This is a genomic window from Flavipsychrobacter sp., assembly GCA_041392855.1.
GTDB lineage: Bacteria > Bacteroidota > Bacteroidia > Chitinophagales > Chitinophagaceae > UBA5543.
On sequence record JAWKLD010000001.1, the window covers coordinates 569,837 to 586,407 of the forward strand.

General features: G+C 36.8%; 14 protein-coding genes and 1 tRNA gene. 6 read left to right on the top strand and 9 right to left on the bottom strand.

Going from position 1 to position 16,571, the window contains the following annotated elements:
* Positions 1 to 191 precede the first annotated feature (191 nt).
* Together R2800_02865 and R2800_02870 are read right to left on the bottom strand one after the other, a co-directional pair.
* Positions 192 to 2,648: a gliding motility-associated C-terminal domain-containing protein gene (locus R2800_02865; GenBank protein MEZ5015966.1), complete on the bottom strand. Its 2,457-nt coding sequence runs from the start codon at positions 2,646 to 2,648 to the stop codon at positions 192 to 194.
* Positions 2,649 to 2,877: 229 nt separating this feature from the next.
* Positions 2,878 to 3,870, bottom strand: a complete 993-nt coding sequence (locus R2800_02870; GenBank protein MEZ5015967.1) for an acyl-CoA reductase — start codon at positions 3,868 to 3,870, stop codon at positions 2,878 to 2,880.
* A gap of 62 nt (positions 3,871 to 3,932) precedes the next feature.
* On the opposite strand from R2800_02870, the gene R2800_02875 reads away from it, so the two are divergent.
* A complete protein-coding gene (locus R2800_02875) occupies positions 3,933 to 4,280 on the top strand; it encodes a 4Fe-4S dicluster domain-containing protein (GenBank protein ID MEZ5015968.1) in 348 nt (115 codons plus the stop codon).
* A gap of 58 nt (positions 4,281 to 4,338) precedes the next feature.
* Here the strand turns inward: R2800_02875 and R2800_02880 are convergent, their stop codons facing one another.
* Positions 4,339 to 4,863, bottom strand: a complete 525-nt coding sequence (locus tag R2800_02880; protein ID MEZ5015969.1) for a DUF6438 domain-containing protein — start codon at positions 4,861 to 4,863, stop codon at positions 4,339 to 4,341.
* A gap of 63 nt (positions 4,864 to 4,926) precedes the next feature.
* Between R2800_02880 and dprA the strand changes: the two genes are divergently transcribed.
* Entirely contained in the window at positions 4,927 to 6,042 is a 1,116-nt protein-coding gene (gene dprA, locus R2800_02885; GenBank protein ID MEZ5015970.1) for a DNA-processing protein DprA, read from the top strand.
* Here the strand turns inward: dprA and R2800_02890 are convergent.
* Genes R2800_02890 through der form a run of 3 tightly spaced genes read right to left on the bottom strand, consistent with a single transcriptional unit; the run spans position 6,039 to position 9,119 of the window.
* Positions 6,039 to 6,476, bottom strand: coding sequence for a hypothetical protein (locus R2800_02890; GenBank protein MEZ5015971.1), 438 nt, complete (start codon positions 6,474 to 6,476; stop codon positions 6,039 to 6,041). The two genes, dprA and R2800_02890, sit on opposite strands and share 4 nt — an antisense overlap.
* 14 nt (positions 6,477 to 6,490) lie before the next feature.
* Positions 6,491 to 7,798 (bottom strand): 30S ribosomal protein S12 methylthiotransferase RimO, encoded by a 1,308-nt coding sequence (gene rimO, locus R2800_02895; protein ID MEZ5015972.1) that lies wholly within the window; start codon positions 7,796 to 7,798, stop codon positions 6,491 to 6,493.
* On the bottom strand, positions 7,770 to 9,119 hold the full coding sequence (gene der / locus R2800_02900) for a ribosome biogenesis GTPase Der (protein ID MEZ5015973.1): 1,350 nt from the start codon (positions 9,117 to 9,119) through the stop codon (positions 7,770 to 7,772). The genes rimO and der overlap by 29 nt, the downstream gene beginning before the upstream one ends.
* Positions 9,120 to 9,233: 114 nt before the next feature.
* Here der and R2800_02905 point away from each other — a divergent pair, with 114 nt between their 5' ends.
* From R2800_02905 to tilS, 3 genes are all read left to right on the top strand, one after another.
* A complete protein-coding gene (locus tag R2800_02905) occupies positions 9,234 to 11,183 on the top strand; it encodes a peptide-N-glycosidase F-related protein (GenBank protein ID MEZ5015974.1) in 1,950 nt (649 codons plus the stop codon).
* Between the two features lie 91 nt (positions 11,184 to 11,274).
* On the top strand, positions 11,275 to 11,589 hold the full coding sequence (locus tag R2800_02910; protein MEZ5015975.1) for a hypothetical protein: 315 nt from the start codon (positions 11,275 to 11,277) through the stop codon (positions 11,587 to 11,589).
* Position 11,590: 1 nt separating this feature from the next.
* The gene (gene tilS / locus R2800_02915) at positions 11,591 to 12,934 is read left to right on the top strand and encodes a tRNA lysidine(34) synthetase TilS (GenBank protein MEZ5015976.1); all 1,344 of its coding nucleotides are present in this window, start codon (positions 11,591 to 11,593) and stop codon (positions 12,932 to 12,934) included.
* Here tilS and R2800_02920 read toward each other — a convergent pair.
* Both R2800_02920 and R2800_02925 read right to left on the bottom strand, forming a co-directional pair.
* Positions 12,915 to 13,526 carry a rhomboid family intramembrane serine protease gene (locus tag R2800_02920; protein ID MEZ5015977.1) on the bottom strand — a complete coding sequence of 204 codons (612 nt, stop codon included), beginning with the start codon at positions 13,524 to 13,526 and terminating at the stop codon, positions 12,915 to 12,917. The two genes, tilS and R2800_02920, sit on opposite strands and share 20 nt — an antisense overlap.
* A 24-nt stretch (positions 13,527 to 13,550) precedes the next feature.
* The gene (locus R2800_02925) at positions 13,551 to 14,024 is read right to left on the bottom strand and encodes a 23S rRNA (pseudouridine(1915)-N(3))-methyltransferase RlmH (protein MEZ5015978.1); all 474 of its coding nucleotides are present in this window, start codon (positions 14,022 to 14,024) and stop codon (positions 13,551 to 13,553) included.
* Positions 14,025 to 14,128: 104 nt separating this feature from the next.
* On the opposite strand from R2800_02925, the gene R2800_02930 reads away from it, so the two are divergent.
* Positions 14,129 to 14,205 (top strand) — tRNA-Arg (locus tag R2800_02930).
* A 53-nt stretch (positions 14,206 to 14,258) separates the two neighbouring features.
* On the opposite strand, the gene pbpC is transcribed toward R2800_02930, so the two are convergent.
* Positions 14,259 to 16,541 (bottom strand): penicillin-binding protein 1C, encoded by a 2,283-nt coding sequence (gene pbpC / locus R2800_02935; protein ID MEZ5015979.1) that lies wholly within the window; start codon positions 16,539 to 16,541, stop codon positions 14,259 to 14,261.
* Positions 16,542 to 16,571 lie beyond the last annotated feature (30 nt).

Below are 16,571 nucleotides of genomic sequence, written 5' to 3' on the forward strand. Positions count from 1 at the left end.
ACTTTCAGCCCAAGTAACAAACCTGCAATTAGTTTTATAAGGTGGGGCTTGTCATTATAATATGTTTTGAATAAGTAAACTTATTTTATTGAATATAGATAAGAGAAAGAGAACAATTATTTACATGATATATAAAAAGAAGAAAGGCATCAGATCATATGATGCCTTTCTTTATAAGATTTGATTGGTTATTATCTAACTAGTATTACTTCTCCTTTCTTCTCTACATATTCGCCATTACATTTAAAGCTAATGAAGTAGAAGTAAGTATTAAGGTCTTGAGGTTCTCCGTTTAGAGTACCATCCCATCCTCTGTAAATGTCTCTGCTTTCAAAGATAGTTTGTCCATATCTATTCAATACTCTGAATGTTTTAACATCGTAGTTAGCTAGGCTAATAGGACGGAAAACATCATTCTTACCATCGTTGTTTGGAGAGAAAGCAGTAGGGAACTCCATGTCGCAACAAGATTTTGTGTCCACCATGATACTATCCTCATTGAAACATCCTATTTGGTCTTCTACTCTTAGCTTAACATATCCTTTGAAATCAACACGTGCATATGTAGCAGGTATTTTATTGTTTTCTTCAAAGAAACGAGTAGGAGTCCATGTGTAATTAGAGCTAGCGTTAATAGTTGCTGGTTCTAGTTTTAAGCTGTCGCCAAAGCAAACTTTACTGCCTGCAGTGAAGTCTTTTGTAAAGCTTGATGCGTAATTACTATTTCTTTCACCAACAGTTCTTACATAAGCTTTTATGGTTGCATCTGGTTTAGGATGAACCATAACAGTATCTCTGATAGTAGCTTTACATTCTTTATCAGTAACAGTTATGCTAATCACTTTTTCACCAGGAGTTGTCCAATATACACCAAATGGACCTTGATCTGTAGCGAAGTGAGTTGTTTGGCCACCAGCCCAATCCCAAGTAAATGTATCTATTGTTTGCGTATAACTGTTTAGAGTTATTAAGTCTGATTGACCAAGACAAAGTTCTTCTTTTGCAAGTATAGTAGCGGTTGGTATAGGTTTTACCAATATGCTTTCTTCATATAGTTTACTGTAACATCCAATATTACCTACTTGAAGGGTAACTTTATGTAAACCAGGAGTATCAAGATTTAATCTTAGAGGACCTTGATCTATTCCCGTTATATTATTACTACCTGTAGGTAAAGACCAGTTATAAGCAGAACCAGGGAAGGCACTACCGTAGTAGCCAATAGAAATAGAGTCTCCAGCACATATTTCTCTGTCAGAAGGTAATATCAAACCGTTTGGTCTGAAGGTTACAATTACGTCAATTCTTTTTCTGTCACTTGCACAACCATCAACAGTTTGCGTAACATAGAAGTCCAGAGAGTCTTTTACTGTAGTACCCGGGATAGGAGCGATAGAAGAAGGTACACCACCAACTTCGTCATAATACCATCTTAGGTTCTCTCCATTCGCTACCAGTTGATCTGCTGGATTGTTCTCACAATAATAAATAGGAGTTGTAGCAGAAGGTACTGGCGGTTTCGGTGCTGCAGAATAGTATACTTTTGTTCTTTCAGCACTTTCGCAACCATTTACCGTTTGGCTAATGTAATAAGTAAAGTTATTCGGAGTTGTGGTATTAAAGCTTGGAGTTAATGGTATTGGAGAACCGCCTGTTTGCACATAATACCATTTAGGGTTAGTACCTATTATATTAAGCGCTTCAAATGGCTCGTTAAGACAGTATTGTGTTTTACCTGTATAGGTTGGGGGTTTAGGATTTTTAACATCTACAAATGCTGTTGCTGAATCAGAAAATCTCTTGTTACTATCAATAACAATTACTTTATATGCACCTGCATCGGCAACTTGTGCATTGTTGATAAACAAAGTGTCGTTAGTGCTTATTTGTACTCCATTCCTGTACCATCTATAAGTTGGTGCATTAATGTAAGAAGCTCCTTTTGCAACAAGTATAGTATTAGTACCTATACAAATAGTACTAGGGGAAACAGTAACATCAGGTCTTGGAACACCTGGTTTGAAAGTAATAGAACCGTTTAATGCAAATCCTTGGGAAATACCTGAATTTGGCATTTCTCCCCAGTAGCCTCCAGAAACATCTAATGTAACACCAGCACTAGTGAAATTACTAGGTGTTGGGTTAGGACCAACAGCAACAATTGTATCTGTTATAGCCAATGCAAATCTTACGGTAGCTCCAGGAGGAACGAACCCTTCTGCATTTGACATTACAGTAGTTACAATGTTAGCAGTTGTATTTACAGGACCGTAATCGCCAGCTTTACGCCATCCGTTAGCAACGCTAATATTAGGATTACCTGTTACGTTAGTGGAAGTATACCACAACGAATATTTAGCATTATTCATGCTATAACCTGTCACAAGTGTTGTTGAACCTTGTGTGATGTCAGCAGAGTTAATGTGCAAATGCGAAACATCTGTTACTTGAACTGCGTAGGTATTGTTGTTTGTAACTCTAAAAGTTAAAAACGTATTTGGACTACCTAGCGGAAAAGGAACAACAGAACCTCCTGGTACAGGAGAGTAGGTTGTGTTAATAGTAGTCGATTGTGCATTAGCTGCACCCATACTAAATACTGCTAATAACAATAACAAGTAGTGCTTGAATGATAATTTTCTTATCATGAATAAAAGTTTCTAATATAAAATTAAACAGTCCGAATTACTTATACAGGTTGATATATGCTACTAGATTATTAAGTATAGACGCAAGTTTCGAGCCATAAGTTGGCAAAACCAGCTTCTATTTTTAACAAAAAAGTAAGTATATCAGCTGTTAAAATACTAATAATTCTGAGTATTGCAAAGCTGCTGTTGAAAAATAATAGGGTATATTACAAATGTGGATAATGTCTTATAAGTCGTTAAGAAACAGCATAGTGTCAACGCCATCAGCATAGTCATTTAGTGTTGGTTTTTGGCTTTGTCCAAACGGTATTGCCCCTTCTCCAACGATGGCTTGTATTCTGTCATCGTTTTGTAAAGAACTGATTAGCTGCTTTTTATCTTTGTAATATTCATAATGTAATACGCTTACGGCAGAAAACGGTAACTCATTCTCAACCATCAATAAGGTATCATCACTATGATAGGGAACCTTATTTAGTAGGTAAATTGCTAAATGGTAATCATAGTTATTTTTATACTTATGGTGATTTATTATATCCTTAAAGGGAGTCATAGCATCTAAAAAGTTAGGGATCGAGTAGCCTTCTGGTATATACAGCTTGGTTACATTTCTGCAGCCTAGACCAAAATAATTGAATATGTCATTCCCTAGATTTAGGAGGTCTTCTTTAGTTTCGGCACCATCAAGTAGAGCAACAGATGTTCTGTTCTTTCTAATGATATTAGGGTATTTGCCAAAGTATTGTTCAAAGTACCTTGCAGAGTTATTACTACCTGTGGCTATATAAGCATCACAATTCTTTAAAAGTTCTGTAGTTTTTATGGTCTCTGTCAATTCTGGTTCCCATTCTATGAGTACCTGAATTAAATGTTTGAGTAATATTTCATCTTTTGAAGATAGTTTTAGTAGCAAGTTATGCCCGCTTATAAAACCACATAAAAAATCATGGAAACCAACTAAAGGGATATTTCCTGCCATGATAATACCTATAGTCTTCTTTTCATCTTTTATGGAATAGTTAGCCACCCATTTCTCTAACAGATCTCTTTGCAAGAAATTATTCGTAATACTATCAAGAGCAAGGTTGATGTTGTCCTGTGTAAACCAGCCATTAGCGTCCATGGCTCTTCTTTTTGTGTTAAGCCATTGTTCATCATTTGATGATATATATTGAGCTAGTTTATCTAGTAAATCTATTCTTGTATCTAAAGAAATCATATTCATTTAAATTATGGGTGCGAAATTGTAACTTTACTCCCAATAAAACGAAAATACTTTTTATGGCTATTAAAATAACGGACGAATGTATTAATTGTGGCGCTTGTGAGCCAGAATGTCCTAATAACGCAATATATGAAGGTGGAGTAGAATGGGCTATTACTGATGGTACTTCAGTAAAAGGAGATTTTACCTTAATGAATGGTACTGTAGTTGCCGCGGATGCAAAGCAGGAACCGGTTTCCGTAGATGTTTACTATATCACAGCAGATAAATGTACTGAGTGTCAAGGTTTCCACGAAGAGCCTCAGTGTGCTGCAGTTTGTCCTGTGGATTGCTGTATACCAGATGAGATGTATGAGGAAACTGTTGAAGAATTATTAGCAAAGAAAGATAAGATGCATCTATAATATGCTTCAACTATAATTTATACTAAAAGAGCCGCATATAGCGGCTCTTTTATATTGACTAGTTTTTAATGTCACTTATTTTTTTCCATTTCTCATTTGGAGTAGCTAGTTCGTCAATGCGTTTAGCCAAAGATTTAAGGTAACTAGGACCAAAGTGAGCATTCATGATCTCTTGGTCTTTTTCTCCACGCATTATGTGGAATATAATACCTGGAACATCAGCAATAAGGCTTTCGTATTCTGCACTACAAGTGTCTATTTGATAGGCAGCCATTTCTGCAAATAATTTGCTTACCTCTTTAGTTTTTATAGTTGAGGTATAAACACCTTCATATTTTGTGAAGCTTCTACTAGTATACTTTACAGTGCCATCGCTAAAGATTTCTGTTTTATAAGCAGGGCAGCGACCAAAACATGACGTGCGCTCCATTGTGACAGATGTTATATCATTTGCCGTTTTAGTACTACTGTTAGTAGTTGCTTTTGTTGTAGTATTATTTCCTGTTGCCTTTTTTTGCTGTGCACAAGATGCTGAAAGCAGAACTGTGCTAATAATAGCTAAACTGAATAGTCTCTTTATCATTTTATTTATTTTCCGTGTCAAATATAGTGATTGTATCTTGCGTATACTTTTATTGATACAAATATGTTGCCGAATAATATCACTGAAGACACGCTTTATCAAATTGCTTTAACATTTGTAAAAGATATAGGACCTAAAACGTCAAGGAAATTATTAAGTCATTTTGGTGCAGCTCAAAATATATTTGAAGCCAGTGTTAAAGAGATCAAACAAGTAGGTGGCATAGGAGAGGTCAGGGCTAAGGCGTTTAAAGGAACTACTTTTTTACAAAAAGCAGAAGATGAGTTAACTTATATACAAAAACATGGTATAAAAGTTTTAACACTTAACAGCGAAAGTTATCCTAGCAGGCTAAAATTGTGCGAAGATGCCCCTGTATTATTATATTATAAAGGAGGTGCAAGTTTGAATGCCTCTAAAGTAGTGTCTATAGTAGGTACAAGAAAATATACTGATTATGGACAACGTGTTTGCGAAAAACTAATAGAAGACTTGTCAAGTGTACAAGATGTTTTGGTGCTTAGTGGCCTAGCTTATGGGATAGATACTATAGCGCATAAGGCTGCAGTAAATCATAGCTTGCCTACGGTAGGTGTTTTAGGGCATGGTTTAGATATGGTATATCCCGCTAGTAATAAAAAACTAGCACAGGAAATGCTTGAGCAAGGAGGTTTGCTTTCGGAATACCCCTCTGGTGTGGGGCCGGATAAGAATCATTTTCCCATGCGTAATAGAATAGTTGCAGGAATGGCTGATGTCACAATCGTAATAGAAAGTGATATAAAAGGAGGTGCAATGATTACAGCAAGAGTAGCAAATGGCTATAATCGAGATGTAGCCGCATTTCCAGGTAGGGTTTTTGACACAAAGTCTTCTGGATGCAATGAGCTAATAAGAACAAATGTTGCTGCAATGGTAACCTGTGCAAACGATGTGCTGGAACTAATGAATTGGGATAGCAGCCAGCAAGAAAAAGCCACGCAACAACAACTCTTTGTCAGCTTAACTGAAGAAGAACAATCAATAGTAGAGATACTAAAAGATAAAGATGCTGTTCATACAGATACTATTCTCAAGCAGTCATTAATGAGTAGTTCTAAAGTAGCAGGTGTACTTTTGCAACTAGAATTGCAAGGTTTGGTAAAAGCGCTGCCGGGTAAAAATTATAGGTTGAACTAGTCTCTAATGTAGTAATAGATATGTGGTCTTATCAAGTGGTGTTTTATTAGGCATTTACTTTTGTAGTATCTTAATAGAGGTCTACTGCCGCAGCATGTTGTACTGTCATTTATAGCCACTGAGATATCCTTTATAGCGCTGCCTAATGCTTTGGGATATAGTTGTAAAGCTTTGCCAGCAGGTACTATTGCAGTGTAAGTGCTGTCAGTTAGTCGCTTCCGAACTATGGTGTCAATTACACCTTTTAAGTTATATGTATGCAAAGGAAGGCTGTCTGTATCCCAACTAAATGTTTTCTTTTCAGAGTAAAAATGCCTCACCAATACTTTGGCATCGTGTGAGGAATTGTTTCTGATATAAGTAGTAAATACAGGGTCGCAAGAGGTAAGTACTGCAATAATAACTATAGCTAGAATGTTAAGACGGTACTTCATGCGTATGGATTTATTTAAACAACATCTCCTTCAATATCGTAATCGTAAGCTTTAGTGATTTTTACATTCACAAAATCTCCTATGGTTAATTCTTTGTCTGTATTGATTATAACCTCGTTATCTACCTCTACGCTATCATATTCGGTTCGTCCAAGATATCTGCCTGCTTCCTTTTTGTCAACAATTACTTTGTAAGTATTACCAATAAAGTCTTGGTTCTTTTCAAAGGATATCTCTTGCTGTACTTCCATTATTTCTTGGGCGCGAGCTTCTTTTTCCTCAGATGATAGAGTGTCTTCAAGTTCATAGGCGCTAGTATTTTCTTCGTGCGAATAGGTGAAAATGCCAACTCTGTCAAGTCTTACTTCTTCAAGGAAGTTTTTCAGGTCTTCAACATCTTGCCTTGTCTCACCAGGGAAACCTGCGATCATGGTACTACGTATAGCGATATTAGGAACTCGGTCTCTAATTGTATTTACCAGCTCGTAAATATCCTTACTGGTTATTTGACGTTTCATTGCCTTCAGCATATTGTCTGATATATGTTGCAAAGGCATGTCGAGATAGTTACATATGTTATCGCGCTCGCGAATAACGTCTAATACATCTAGTGGAAACTTAGTAGGGTAGGCATAATGAAGTCTTATCCAGTGCAAGCCTTCAACGTCAGACAAGTGTTTTAACAGGTCTGACAACATCCTTTTTTTGTAAATGTCTAGCCCGTAATAAGTAAGCTCTTGGGCTATTAGCATTATTTCCTTAACGCCTTTCTTTACCAGACCTTTAGCTTCCGCAACAATCTCTTCTATAGGCTTGGATACATGCCCGCCCCTCATCAATGGTATGGCGCAGAAAGAACAAGTACGATTACAACCTTCAGATATCTTAAGATAAGCATAGTGTTGTGGCGTACTCAAAAAACGTTCGCCAACTAGCTCTTGCTTATAATCAGCATCAAACTTTTTTAATATTAATGGTAATTCCATTGTGCCAAACCAAGCATCTACTTCAGGAATTTCAGCATTAAGGTCTCCTCTATAACGTTCGCTAAGGCATCCTGTTACATATACTTTGTCTAGCTTGCCTTCCTTCTTCAATTCTACTTGGTCAAGAATGGTATTGATGCTTTCTTCCTTAGCCTTGTCTATAAAGCCGCAAGTGTTAACCACAACTATATTATGGTCAGGTTTTTCACTTTCATGCGCCACACTTATTCCATTAGCATTTAGCTGGCCGCTTAATACTTCACTATCTACCAAATTCTTGGAGCACCCAAGTGTAATAATATTAACCTTATCTTTTCTTGTCGTCTTTGTCTTCACGTTTCTTGTCTTTATTTCTCATAAATATCCTTACAGGCACGCCACTAAAGTTGAAATGGCTGCGAATCTTGTTCTCTAAGAAGTTTTTGTAAGGTTCTTTAACGGCATCAGGATAGTTGGCATAAAAAGCAAAAGAAGGAACCACAACAGGAAGCTGGGTTACAAACTTAATTTTAATAGAGTATCCTCTGGATAAAGGAGGAGGGTAGCTCTCTATTTCTTTCAGCATGATGTCATTCAGCTTAGAGGTTGGTATTTTACGTTGTCTGTTATCATACACTTCCAACGCTTTTTCCATAGCTTGGAAAATACGCTTTTTCTCTGCGGCTGATATGAAGATGATAGGTACATCTTTAAACGGAGCAATGCGCTTATAGATCAATTCTTCGTATTGTTTTGCAGTATTCGTCTCTTTATCTTTAATAAGATCCCATTTGTTAACAAGTAGGATAACGCCTTTACCTTTTCTAGCTGCAAGGCTGAAAATGCTGATGTCTTGTGCGGTAACGCCTACTTCAGCATCTATGAGTTGTATACATACATCTGCCTCGTCCATGGCTCTTATAGCTCTAATTACTGAATAGAACTCAAGGTTTTCGTGGACATTTTTCTTTTTTCTTATGCCTGCAGTGTCAATTAATATGAATTCCTTGCCAAACTGCTTATAGTGAGTATGTATCGTGTCTCTTGTCGTTCCTGCAATGTCTGATACTATTGTACGTTCTTCCCCGGTAAGTGCGTTTAGTAAAGTCGATTTTCCTGCATTAGGCTGACCGATTATCGCAAATTTAGGTAGAGGGCTTTCTTCTTCTCTTTCTTCTTTTTGAGGGATATTCAAGGCTACCTCATCCAATAATTCGCCCGAACCGCTACCCGATATAGAGGAAATGAAAAATGTATGCTCAAAGCCTAAAGAATAAAATTCAGTGGCATCTAATGCTCTTTCTGAATTATCAACTTTGTTTACAGCGAGTAATGTTTTTTTGTTGCTTTTTCTTAAAACCTCAGCCATCTCAGCATCTTGGTCTGTAATACCTGTTGTTACATCACAAACAAAAATTAGCAAATCGGCTTCCTCAAGCGCAATGTGTACTTGTTTTCTGATCTCTCGTTCAAATACATCATCACTTTGGGCAACAAAGCCTCCAGTGTCTATAAGGTTAAATACTTTCCCATTCCAATCGGCAATACCATATTGCCTATCTCTTGTAACTCCGCTAAAGTCATCAATGATAGCTTTTCTTTGTTCTAACAACCTATTGAATAACGTAGATTTTCCTACGTTCGGTCGTCCCACAATTGCTACAGTAAATCCAGGCATTTTCTAAAATTAATTGGCAAAGGTACTACTAATTATTCACCACAGGTAAAATGACAGTAATTCTTCAATTACTAGGTAATATTTTCTTAATTTGGTCATCCAAATAGTTATTACATGAAGAAGATTTTAGGTATTATAAGTGCACTAGTACTAATTGTAAGTGTAAGTAAAGCTGCTCCCGGAGATACAACATGGGTGCAGGCGCATTACGATGTGCAAATGAATCATTTTGGCAATTTTGACAGCTCTGTTAAGTTCCCTGATGGTACTAAAACATATCGCAAAGTGTTTATGGTCTGGACTTTAGGTAGATATCAATGTCCTGGTAACCCTCAGTATTGTGGAGATTGGGATTACACAGTGTCTACACATCTAATGACCAAAGGAGGTGATACATTAGAATTAGGCCGTTATATCACACCTTATTCTGGTGATGGTGTACCAAGAATTGGTTCGGGCGCTGCGGTTGAAAACTGGAAACAACGTTATACGTTCGATGTTACAGATTTTTATAATGTTTTGAAAGACACTGCTGCCATAAGAGTACATTATTCAGGTTACTCTTGGGGTTTTACAGCTAATGTAAAGTTTGCATTTATAGAGGGTACTCCTGCTCGAAACGTTCTTGGTATGGATAAAATGTGGGCTAAGAGTTATGCCTATCACACAGGTAACCCAATTGATAATAACGTAACGAGCTTAAATAAAACCAGCCCTGCCGGTACACAAGCTGCAGAGCTCAAGTTTACCATATCAGGTCATGGTAACAATGGTGAAAACTGTGCTGAATTCTGTAAGAAGTACTATCAAGTGAAATTGAATAATAACTTATTGTATCAAAAAGATATATGGAGAGATGATTGTGGTTACAATCATTTTTATCCTCAAAACGGTACTTGGATATATAATAGAGGTAACTGGTGTCCTGGTGATATCGTATTTACCAATAGCCACCCACTAACAGGTGTAGGTGCCAGTGCCAACTATGACTTAGATGTAGACTTCCAAGCTGCTACTGCATCATCTGGTGGGTCTTATACGATACAGTCTGCCGTAGTGTATTATGGTGGCTTTAATAAAACATTAGACGTTTCTCTAGATGATATCATCGCTCCTAATAATCACGAGATCCACTTTAGAGAAAACCCTATAGTTGGCCGACCAAAAGTAATAGTTCAGAATACGGGTAGTACTACGATCACATCTATTAAATTTCAATATAGCATAGCAGGAGTAGGACAACCTGAAACCTATACATGGAATGGTAGTTTGACTTCCCTGAAGACTGCGGAGATAGAATTGGCAAAGTTTGCTGCATTGAATACAGTGACGGGTACTAATACATTTAATGTAGAGGTAATAGAGGTAAACGGTAAAGCCGATGATGACGCTACTAATAACAAACTATCTTCTGAATTTGAAGGTGTGCCAATTTGGGATAATACAGTTACTATTAGTATGAGAACAAACGCTAATACAGTTGGTGGCGTTAGTGAGACAAGTTGGAGACTTTATGATATAGACAATAATGTTGTTCAGGAAAGAATTAATAACCAAGCGAATACTACTTACAATGATACTTTAAAAATAGGACCTGGTGGTTATAAACTAGTAGTAACAGACTTAGGCTGTAATGGTTTGAGTTGGTGGGCTAACCCTAATGGTGGTACAGGTAGTTTTGCTTTAAGAAAAGCTCCTGGTATAGTTCCCGTAGCATTAAAAGGCTACTTTGGTGGTGATTTTGGTTGTGGATTTACTCAATATTTCTACTATAAATTCCCTACAGCGGTTAAAAATATTAATGAGCAATTGGCATCATTCAAAGTATTCCCTAACCCAGCGGCTAATTCGGTTAATGTTACCATTGAAGGGCTAACAACAATTGATGGTACTATAAATATAGTAGACATGTTGGGTAGAGTAGTTGTGTCAGAGCGTACAACCACTTCTCAGAATACTATTAATATTGACAGGTTGACATCAGGAGTGTATAATGTAGTTTATTCTACTAACACAGGAGATGGTACTATTAAGCTACAGCAAAAGCTAGTGGTTGATAAATAATCTACTTGAATATAAGTTTGTGTAGGGCTGCTAATAGCAGCCCTATTTATTTATAACAGGTCATTCGTACCTTTGCTATTATTTTTTAGAAATGGATGAAAGAATAAAAAAGCTGCAATCATATCTTGAACAGTCTCCTAATGATTGTTTTCTAAATCATGCATTGGCTTTGGAATATATTAAAATAGGCAAAGATGAGGAGGCAAGAGGGCAGTTTGAGAAGAATAGGGCTTATGATGCAAATTATGTAGCAACCTACTATCATTTAGCAAAGCTTCTTGAAAGAATGGGGGATGAAGATGAAGCCATAAAGGTATATGAACAGGGTATGGTGGTTGCTAAAGAACAAGGTGATACACACTCTTTTAGCGAATTGCGTAGTGCATACGAAGAATTGACTTTCTAAAATGAGTTTACAGACAGCTTTTTCAAACAGTTGGAATCAGGATTTTGCAGCAAAAACTCCTGTTTTGCTAGCTGTGAGTGGTGGCTCAGACTCTATGGTTATGTGTCATTTGTTTCATACAGCTAAGATTCCTTTTGCCATAGCGCATTGTAATTTTCAGTTGCGTGGGGCCGATGCAGATGCTGATGAAAAGCTGGTGGAGCAAGAAGCTAATAGGTATAATGTACCATTCTTTGTCACAAGGTTTGATACGCAGGGAAAAGCTGATGAGCTCAAAAAAGGGATACAGGAAACAGCTAGAATATTAAGATATGAATGGTTGGAAAAGGTAAGGAGTGATAATGGCTACGTGGCTATAGCTACTGCTCATCATGCAAATGACAATGCAGAAACGCTTCTAATGAATCTTTTTAAAGGTACAGGCATTTTGGGCTTGCATGCTATCCCTAAAATTAATGGTCGCATTATCAGACCATTATTGTTTGCTACGAAAGAAGAAGTAAAAGGTTATATAAGAGAACATAATATTGAGTACAGGGATGATGCCTCTAATGCATCAGATAAGTATTTACGAAATGCAGTAAGGCATAACGTAATACCTGAAATTGAAAAACTATTTCCACAGTTAGTTACAACCCTCAATCGTAATGTTGAGCGGTTTTCAGAAGCTGAACAGATATATTATAAAGCTATTGAGAGTGAACTCAAAAAGCTGATTGATAGAAGAGGAAACGATGTTTATATCTCAATACGAAAGCTGCGTTTAAGAAAGCCTTTAAATACTATTTGTTATGAACTGTTTAAAGAGTTTGGTTTTCAGCATACACAAATAGCACAGCTCATTAGCCTTATGGATAGTGACAGTGGGAGTTATGTTCTGTCCCAAACGCACAGGGTTTTAAAAGATAGAGAGCATTTAATAATAACAAGTCTTTCTCCTGATTCATCTGACTTATTCCTTGTTCAAGACTATAGTCAAAACGTTGTAATTGCTAATGGTGTTTTTAGCTTTTCTGAAATGGAAAAGCCTCAGGTAATCCCTAATGACCTATCTGTTGCGTTGGTAGACATTAGTGCTATTGAAGGCTCTCTTAAAGTAAGAAGATGGAAAAAGGGGGATTATTTCTACCCGTTTGGCATGAAGATGAAGAAGAAAAAACTAAGTGATTTTTTTATAGACAACAAGTTGTCAGTTCATCAAAAAGAGCAAATTTGGGTAATTGAAAATGATAAGAAGATAGTTTGGGTGGCAGGCATGCGTTTAGATGAACGATTCAAATTGAAAAAAACTACAGAAAAGGTGCTACGAATACTATATAAGGCTACTAGAAATACGGATTCATAATTTGCTCTATGAATACCTTTCCGTGAGAAGGCTCAAAAAGAAGCGTAAATAAAAAACCATAAATAGCACCATAGAAATGGGCATCGTGTCCTACATTATCCATGCCTTTTTTAGACATATAGGCTGAATATATAAGGTAAGCCACAGCTGCTAGTATACTAGGTATGCCTATTACACCAAATAGATATATCTTTTCCCAAGGAGCGAAGTATACAAATGAGAATAATATAGCAGAGACGCCTCCCGATGCTCCTAATGCTCTATATCCGTAGTTGGCTCTATGCTTTACAAAGGATGGTAATGCCGCAGCAATAATACCAGTTAGGTATAATATTGGGAACATAAATGTAGCTAGTCCATGAAAACGAAAAATGGATTCTATCGCATCTCCAAAAAAGAAAAGCGTAAACATGTTAAAAGCTAGGTGCATATAATCTGCATGAATGAATCCACTTGATAAAAGCCTATAATATTCTCTTGGTGTATCCATTCTATTAGGCCATAATATAAGTTTATTGAATAGCCCTATGTTGTTGAAAGCACTTATAGATATGCCTACAGTTATTAGTATGATAATAATATTGATACTCATTTGATAGTCTGTTAGTTGTATGCTTTAGATATGATGGTAAGGGCTGTTGTGCAATATACTGAAAGCTCTATATACTTGCTCAGCAAGCATAAGCCGTACCAGCTGGTGCGGAAAAACAAGTTTGGAAAGAGACCATGTCTGTTTTGCTTGTTCTTTTATATTGTCAGACACTCCAAAAGCCCCACCAATAAGTATTACGACTGTTTTAGTGCCCATATTCATCAGTTGTTGGAATTGAGTGGACCACTCTATAGAATTATAAAGTTTACCCCTTTCATCCAGTAAAATAAGATAGTGATGAGGTTGTAAACGCTTCAGTATAAGTTCTTCCTCCAAAAGTTTTGTTTGATAAGCATCCGCTTTAGCTGCTTTTTTAGAAGGGGGGATGATTACTAATTCTGTAGGGCAGTACTGTTTTAGTTTTTGTAGGTATATATTTACACCCTCATTTATATGACTGTCATTAGCCTTTCCTATCGACCAGAGCTCAATATTCATGGAGGCAAAATAGCCCTTTTTAAAGATTATTTTAAAGATTTTGGAAACAAGCTTTGCAAAATCACATAGAGGTGCTATCTTTGCAATCCCAATTTAAAGGGTATGGCTGCGTAGCTCAACTGAATAGAGCATCTGACTACGGATCAGAAGGTTTCAGGTTTGAATCCTGACGCGGTCACCACTAAAAAGATAAAACCTGCTATTTAGCAGGTTTTATCTTTTTATATCCTCCTGTTATAGAAAATCTATATTTATTCTAATGTCAGTACTGCGCCCTTTGTCATCAACGCAAGAGATTTTTATGTTTCTATCCTCAGGGTAGAACAATATCGGATTGTCTACAGTAGTACTAGCATAAAACTTATCATTGATGTACCAATAAATATCTTTTACATCGCCAGAGGCTGTGCATTTTAATTGAAGTTGTTGTTTGCCTTTGTCGGTGATGATATATGTGGCCTTGTTGGTTAAAGAGGTGATATAAGGAGCAGAACCTTCAAACACTCTCGTGCATAATGGGTTGTGAGGTGGAGGAGTAGATATGGGTATGTGTTTGCTTTTATAGTGCGCTATAAGATCAGGGCTTATGTTTGGATATTCTTTAATAATATAACCACTTTGCGGCATACAATTAGGACAATAGCTAATATCTTCATTTGCGGATAACCATACTTTTTTAAGGTGATCGCAAATATTGTTATTGGAAATTGATGGTATAAAGTAATCTGTAGTAGTTTCGGTACAATAATCGTTGGGTATCAAGCCTGTTTCTTTACATACATATCTAAAGTTGATATTGTCAGGTTGTACGAGCCAGTCTTTACTTGCATGTTTGTCAATGGTATTAAACAGTTTGAAAAGAAGAGGAGTGGCAATACCCGCACCATTCAACTCGGCAACTCCCACACCATTAAAATTACCTACCCACACACCAATAGTATAGTTCTGATTGTAACCAATACTCCAAGCGTCTTTCCTTCCATACGAGGTTCCTGTTTTCCACGCTATTTTTGGTAAGCTTTTGGCGTTGTCAAATAGGTTAGGGAGGTCTGGTCTATACACGTCTGTTATGATGTTAGTTGTCATATAAGCAGCGTTTTTAGATACTATTCTTACTGCTTTAAGATTAGAATCTTGTATGACATTCGTCTGCCACACAAGTGGATGATATAGTCCATTGTTAGCAAAGCTGCTATATAGTGCCGATAGTTCATCTAATCTAACAATACACCCGCCAAGTATAAGAGATAGCCCAAGCTGTTTCCTATTATCCTCAATTGATGATATACCTCCGATAGATAGTATATTAATAAAAGGTTCAGCCCCTATGCTGTTTAGCAGTTTTACCGCAGGTATATTTAGAGATTTTTTGAGCGCATCTTCTACAGTAATATTACCGTGGAATTCGAGGTCGTAATTCTCTGGCATGTAACCGTCTATATTTATAGGAACGTCAGCAATAATAGTCTTCGGAGTAATGTACCCTTTATCTATCCCTAATGCGTATAAAAAGGGCTTTAAAGTACTTCCCGGTGACCTGGCAGAAGAAACCCCATCCACTTGACCATTATGCATATTATCAAAGAAGTCAGGAGAACCTATGTAGGCCTCTACTTCATGAGTGTAATTATTAATTACGATCACAGCACAGTTGTGAATGTTTTTTAGCTTTAAACTGCTCATGTATCCATTAACTATCGCTTCAGATTCTTTCTGTTTTCTAGGGTCAATGGTCGTAAATATTTCTGTAAAGTGAGGGTTGTCATATGCCATCCTAAGTGCTAGCTGTGGCGCTTTTTTAGGTGCACTTAGTCGACTTGCTATTAATGGTTCACTTACAGCATCTTCTATTGCATCTTTAGGAAATAGATTATCTTCTTTAAACTTCAATAACCATTTGTTGCGCTCTTTTACAATTCTGCTGTTATGTTTACCAATTAATAAAGAGTTGGGTCTGTTAGGAATTATGCTCAATGTTGTTATTTCGGCAAGGGAAAGGTTACTAGGCAATTTGTCAAAATAAAGAATTGCAGCAGCCTTTACTCCTTGTATATTAGAGCCATAGGGTGCAAGGTTTAGATACATCTGTAAAATTTCTTCTTTAGTATAGTGTAGCTCTAGTTGTAATGCTCTAACTATTTCCCAAAGTTTATTGAAGTAGGTCCGCTCTTTGGGTTCCAGCATTCTTGCTACTTGCATAGTAATAGTGGAAGCCCCTGAGGTACGTTTCTGCTTTGTGACGTTAAAGAAGGCAGCTCTTACAATAGCTAAAAGATTGACTCCTGGGTGGTAGTAAAAGTATTTATCCTCTTTATAAATGATGGCCTTTTTTAACTCAGGAGTAATCTCGTTGAGGTTGGCTTTTATGCGCCATTGTTCGTCACTGGTAAGAAATGCATGAAGAACGGAACTATCTCTTGCTCTTACGAGTTGACCATATTCTATATTTCCTTTAACAGGGAAAATAATATCAATAAAAATGAATACAACTGCTGTAATTACTGCAGTTGTACCCATTTTTTTAGCTATGTTTTTTATTGAATTGAT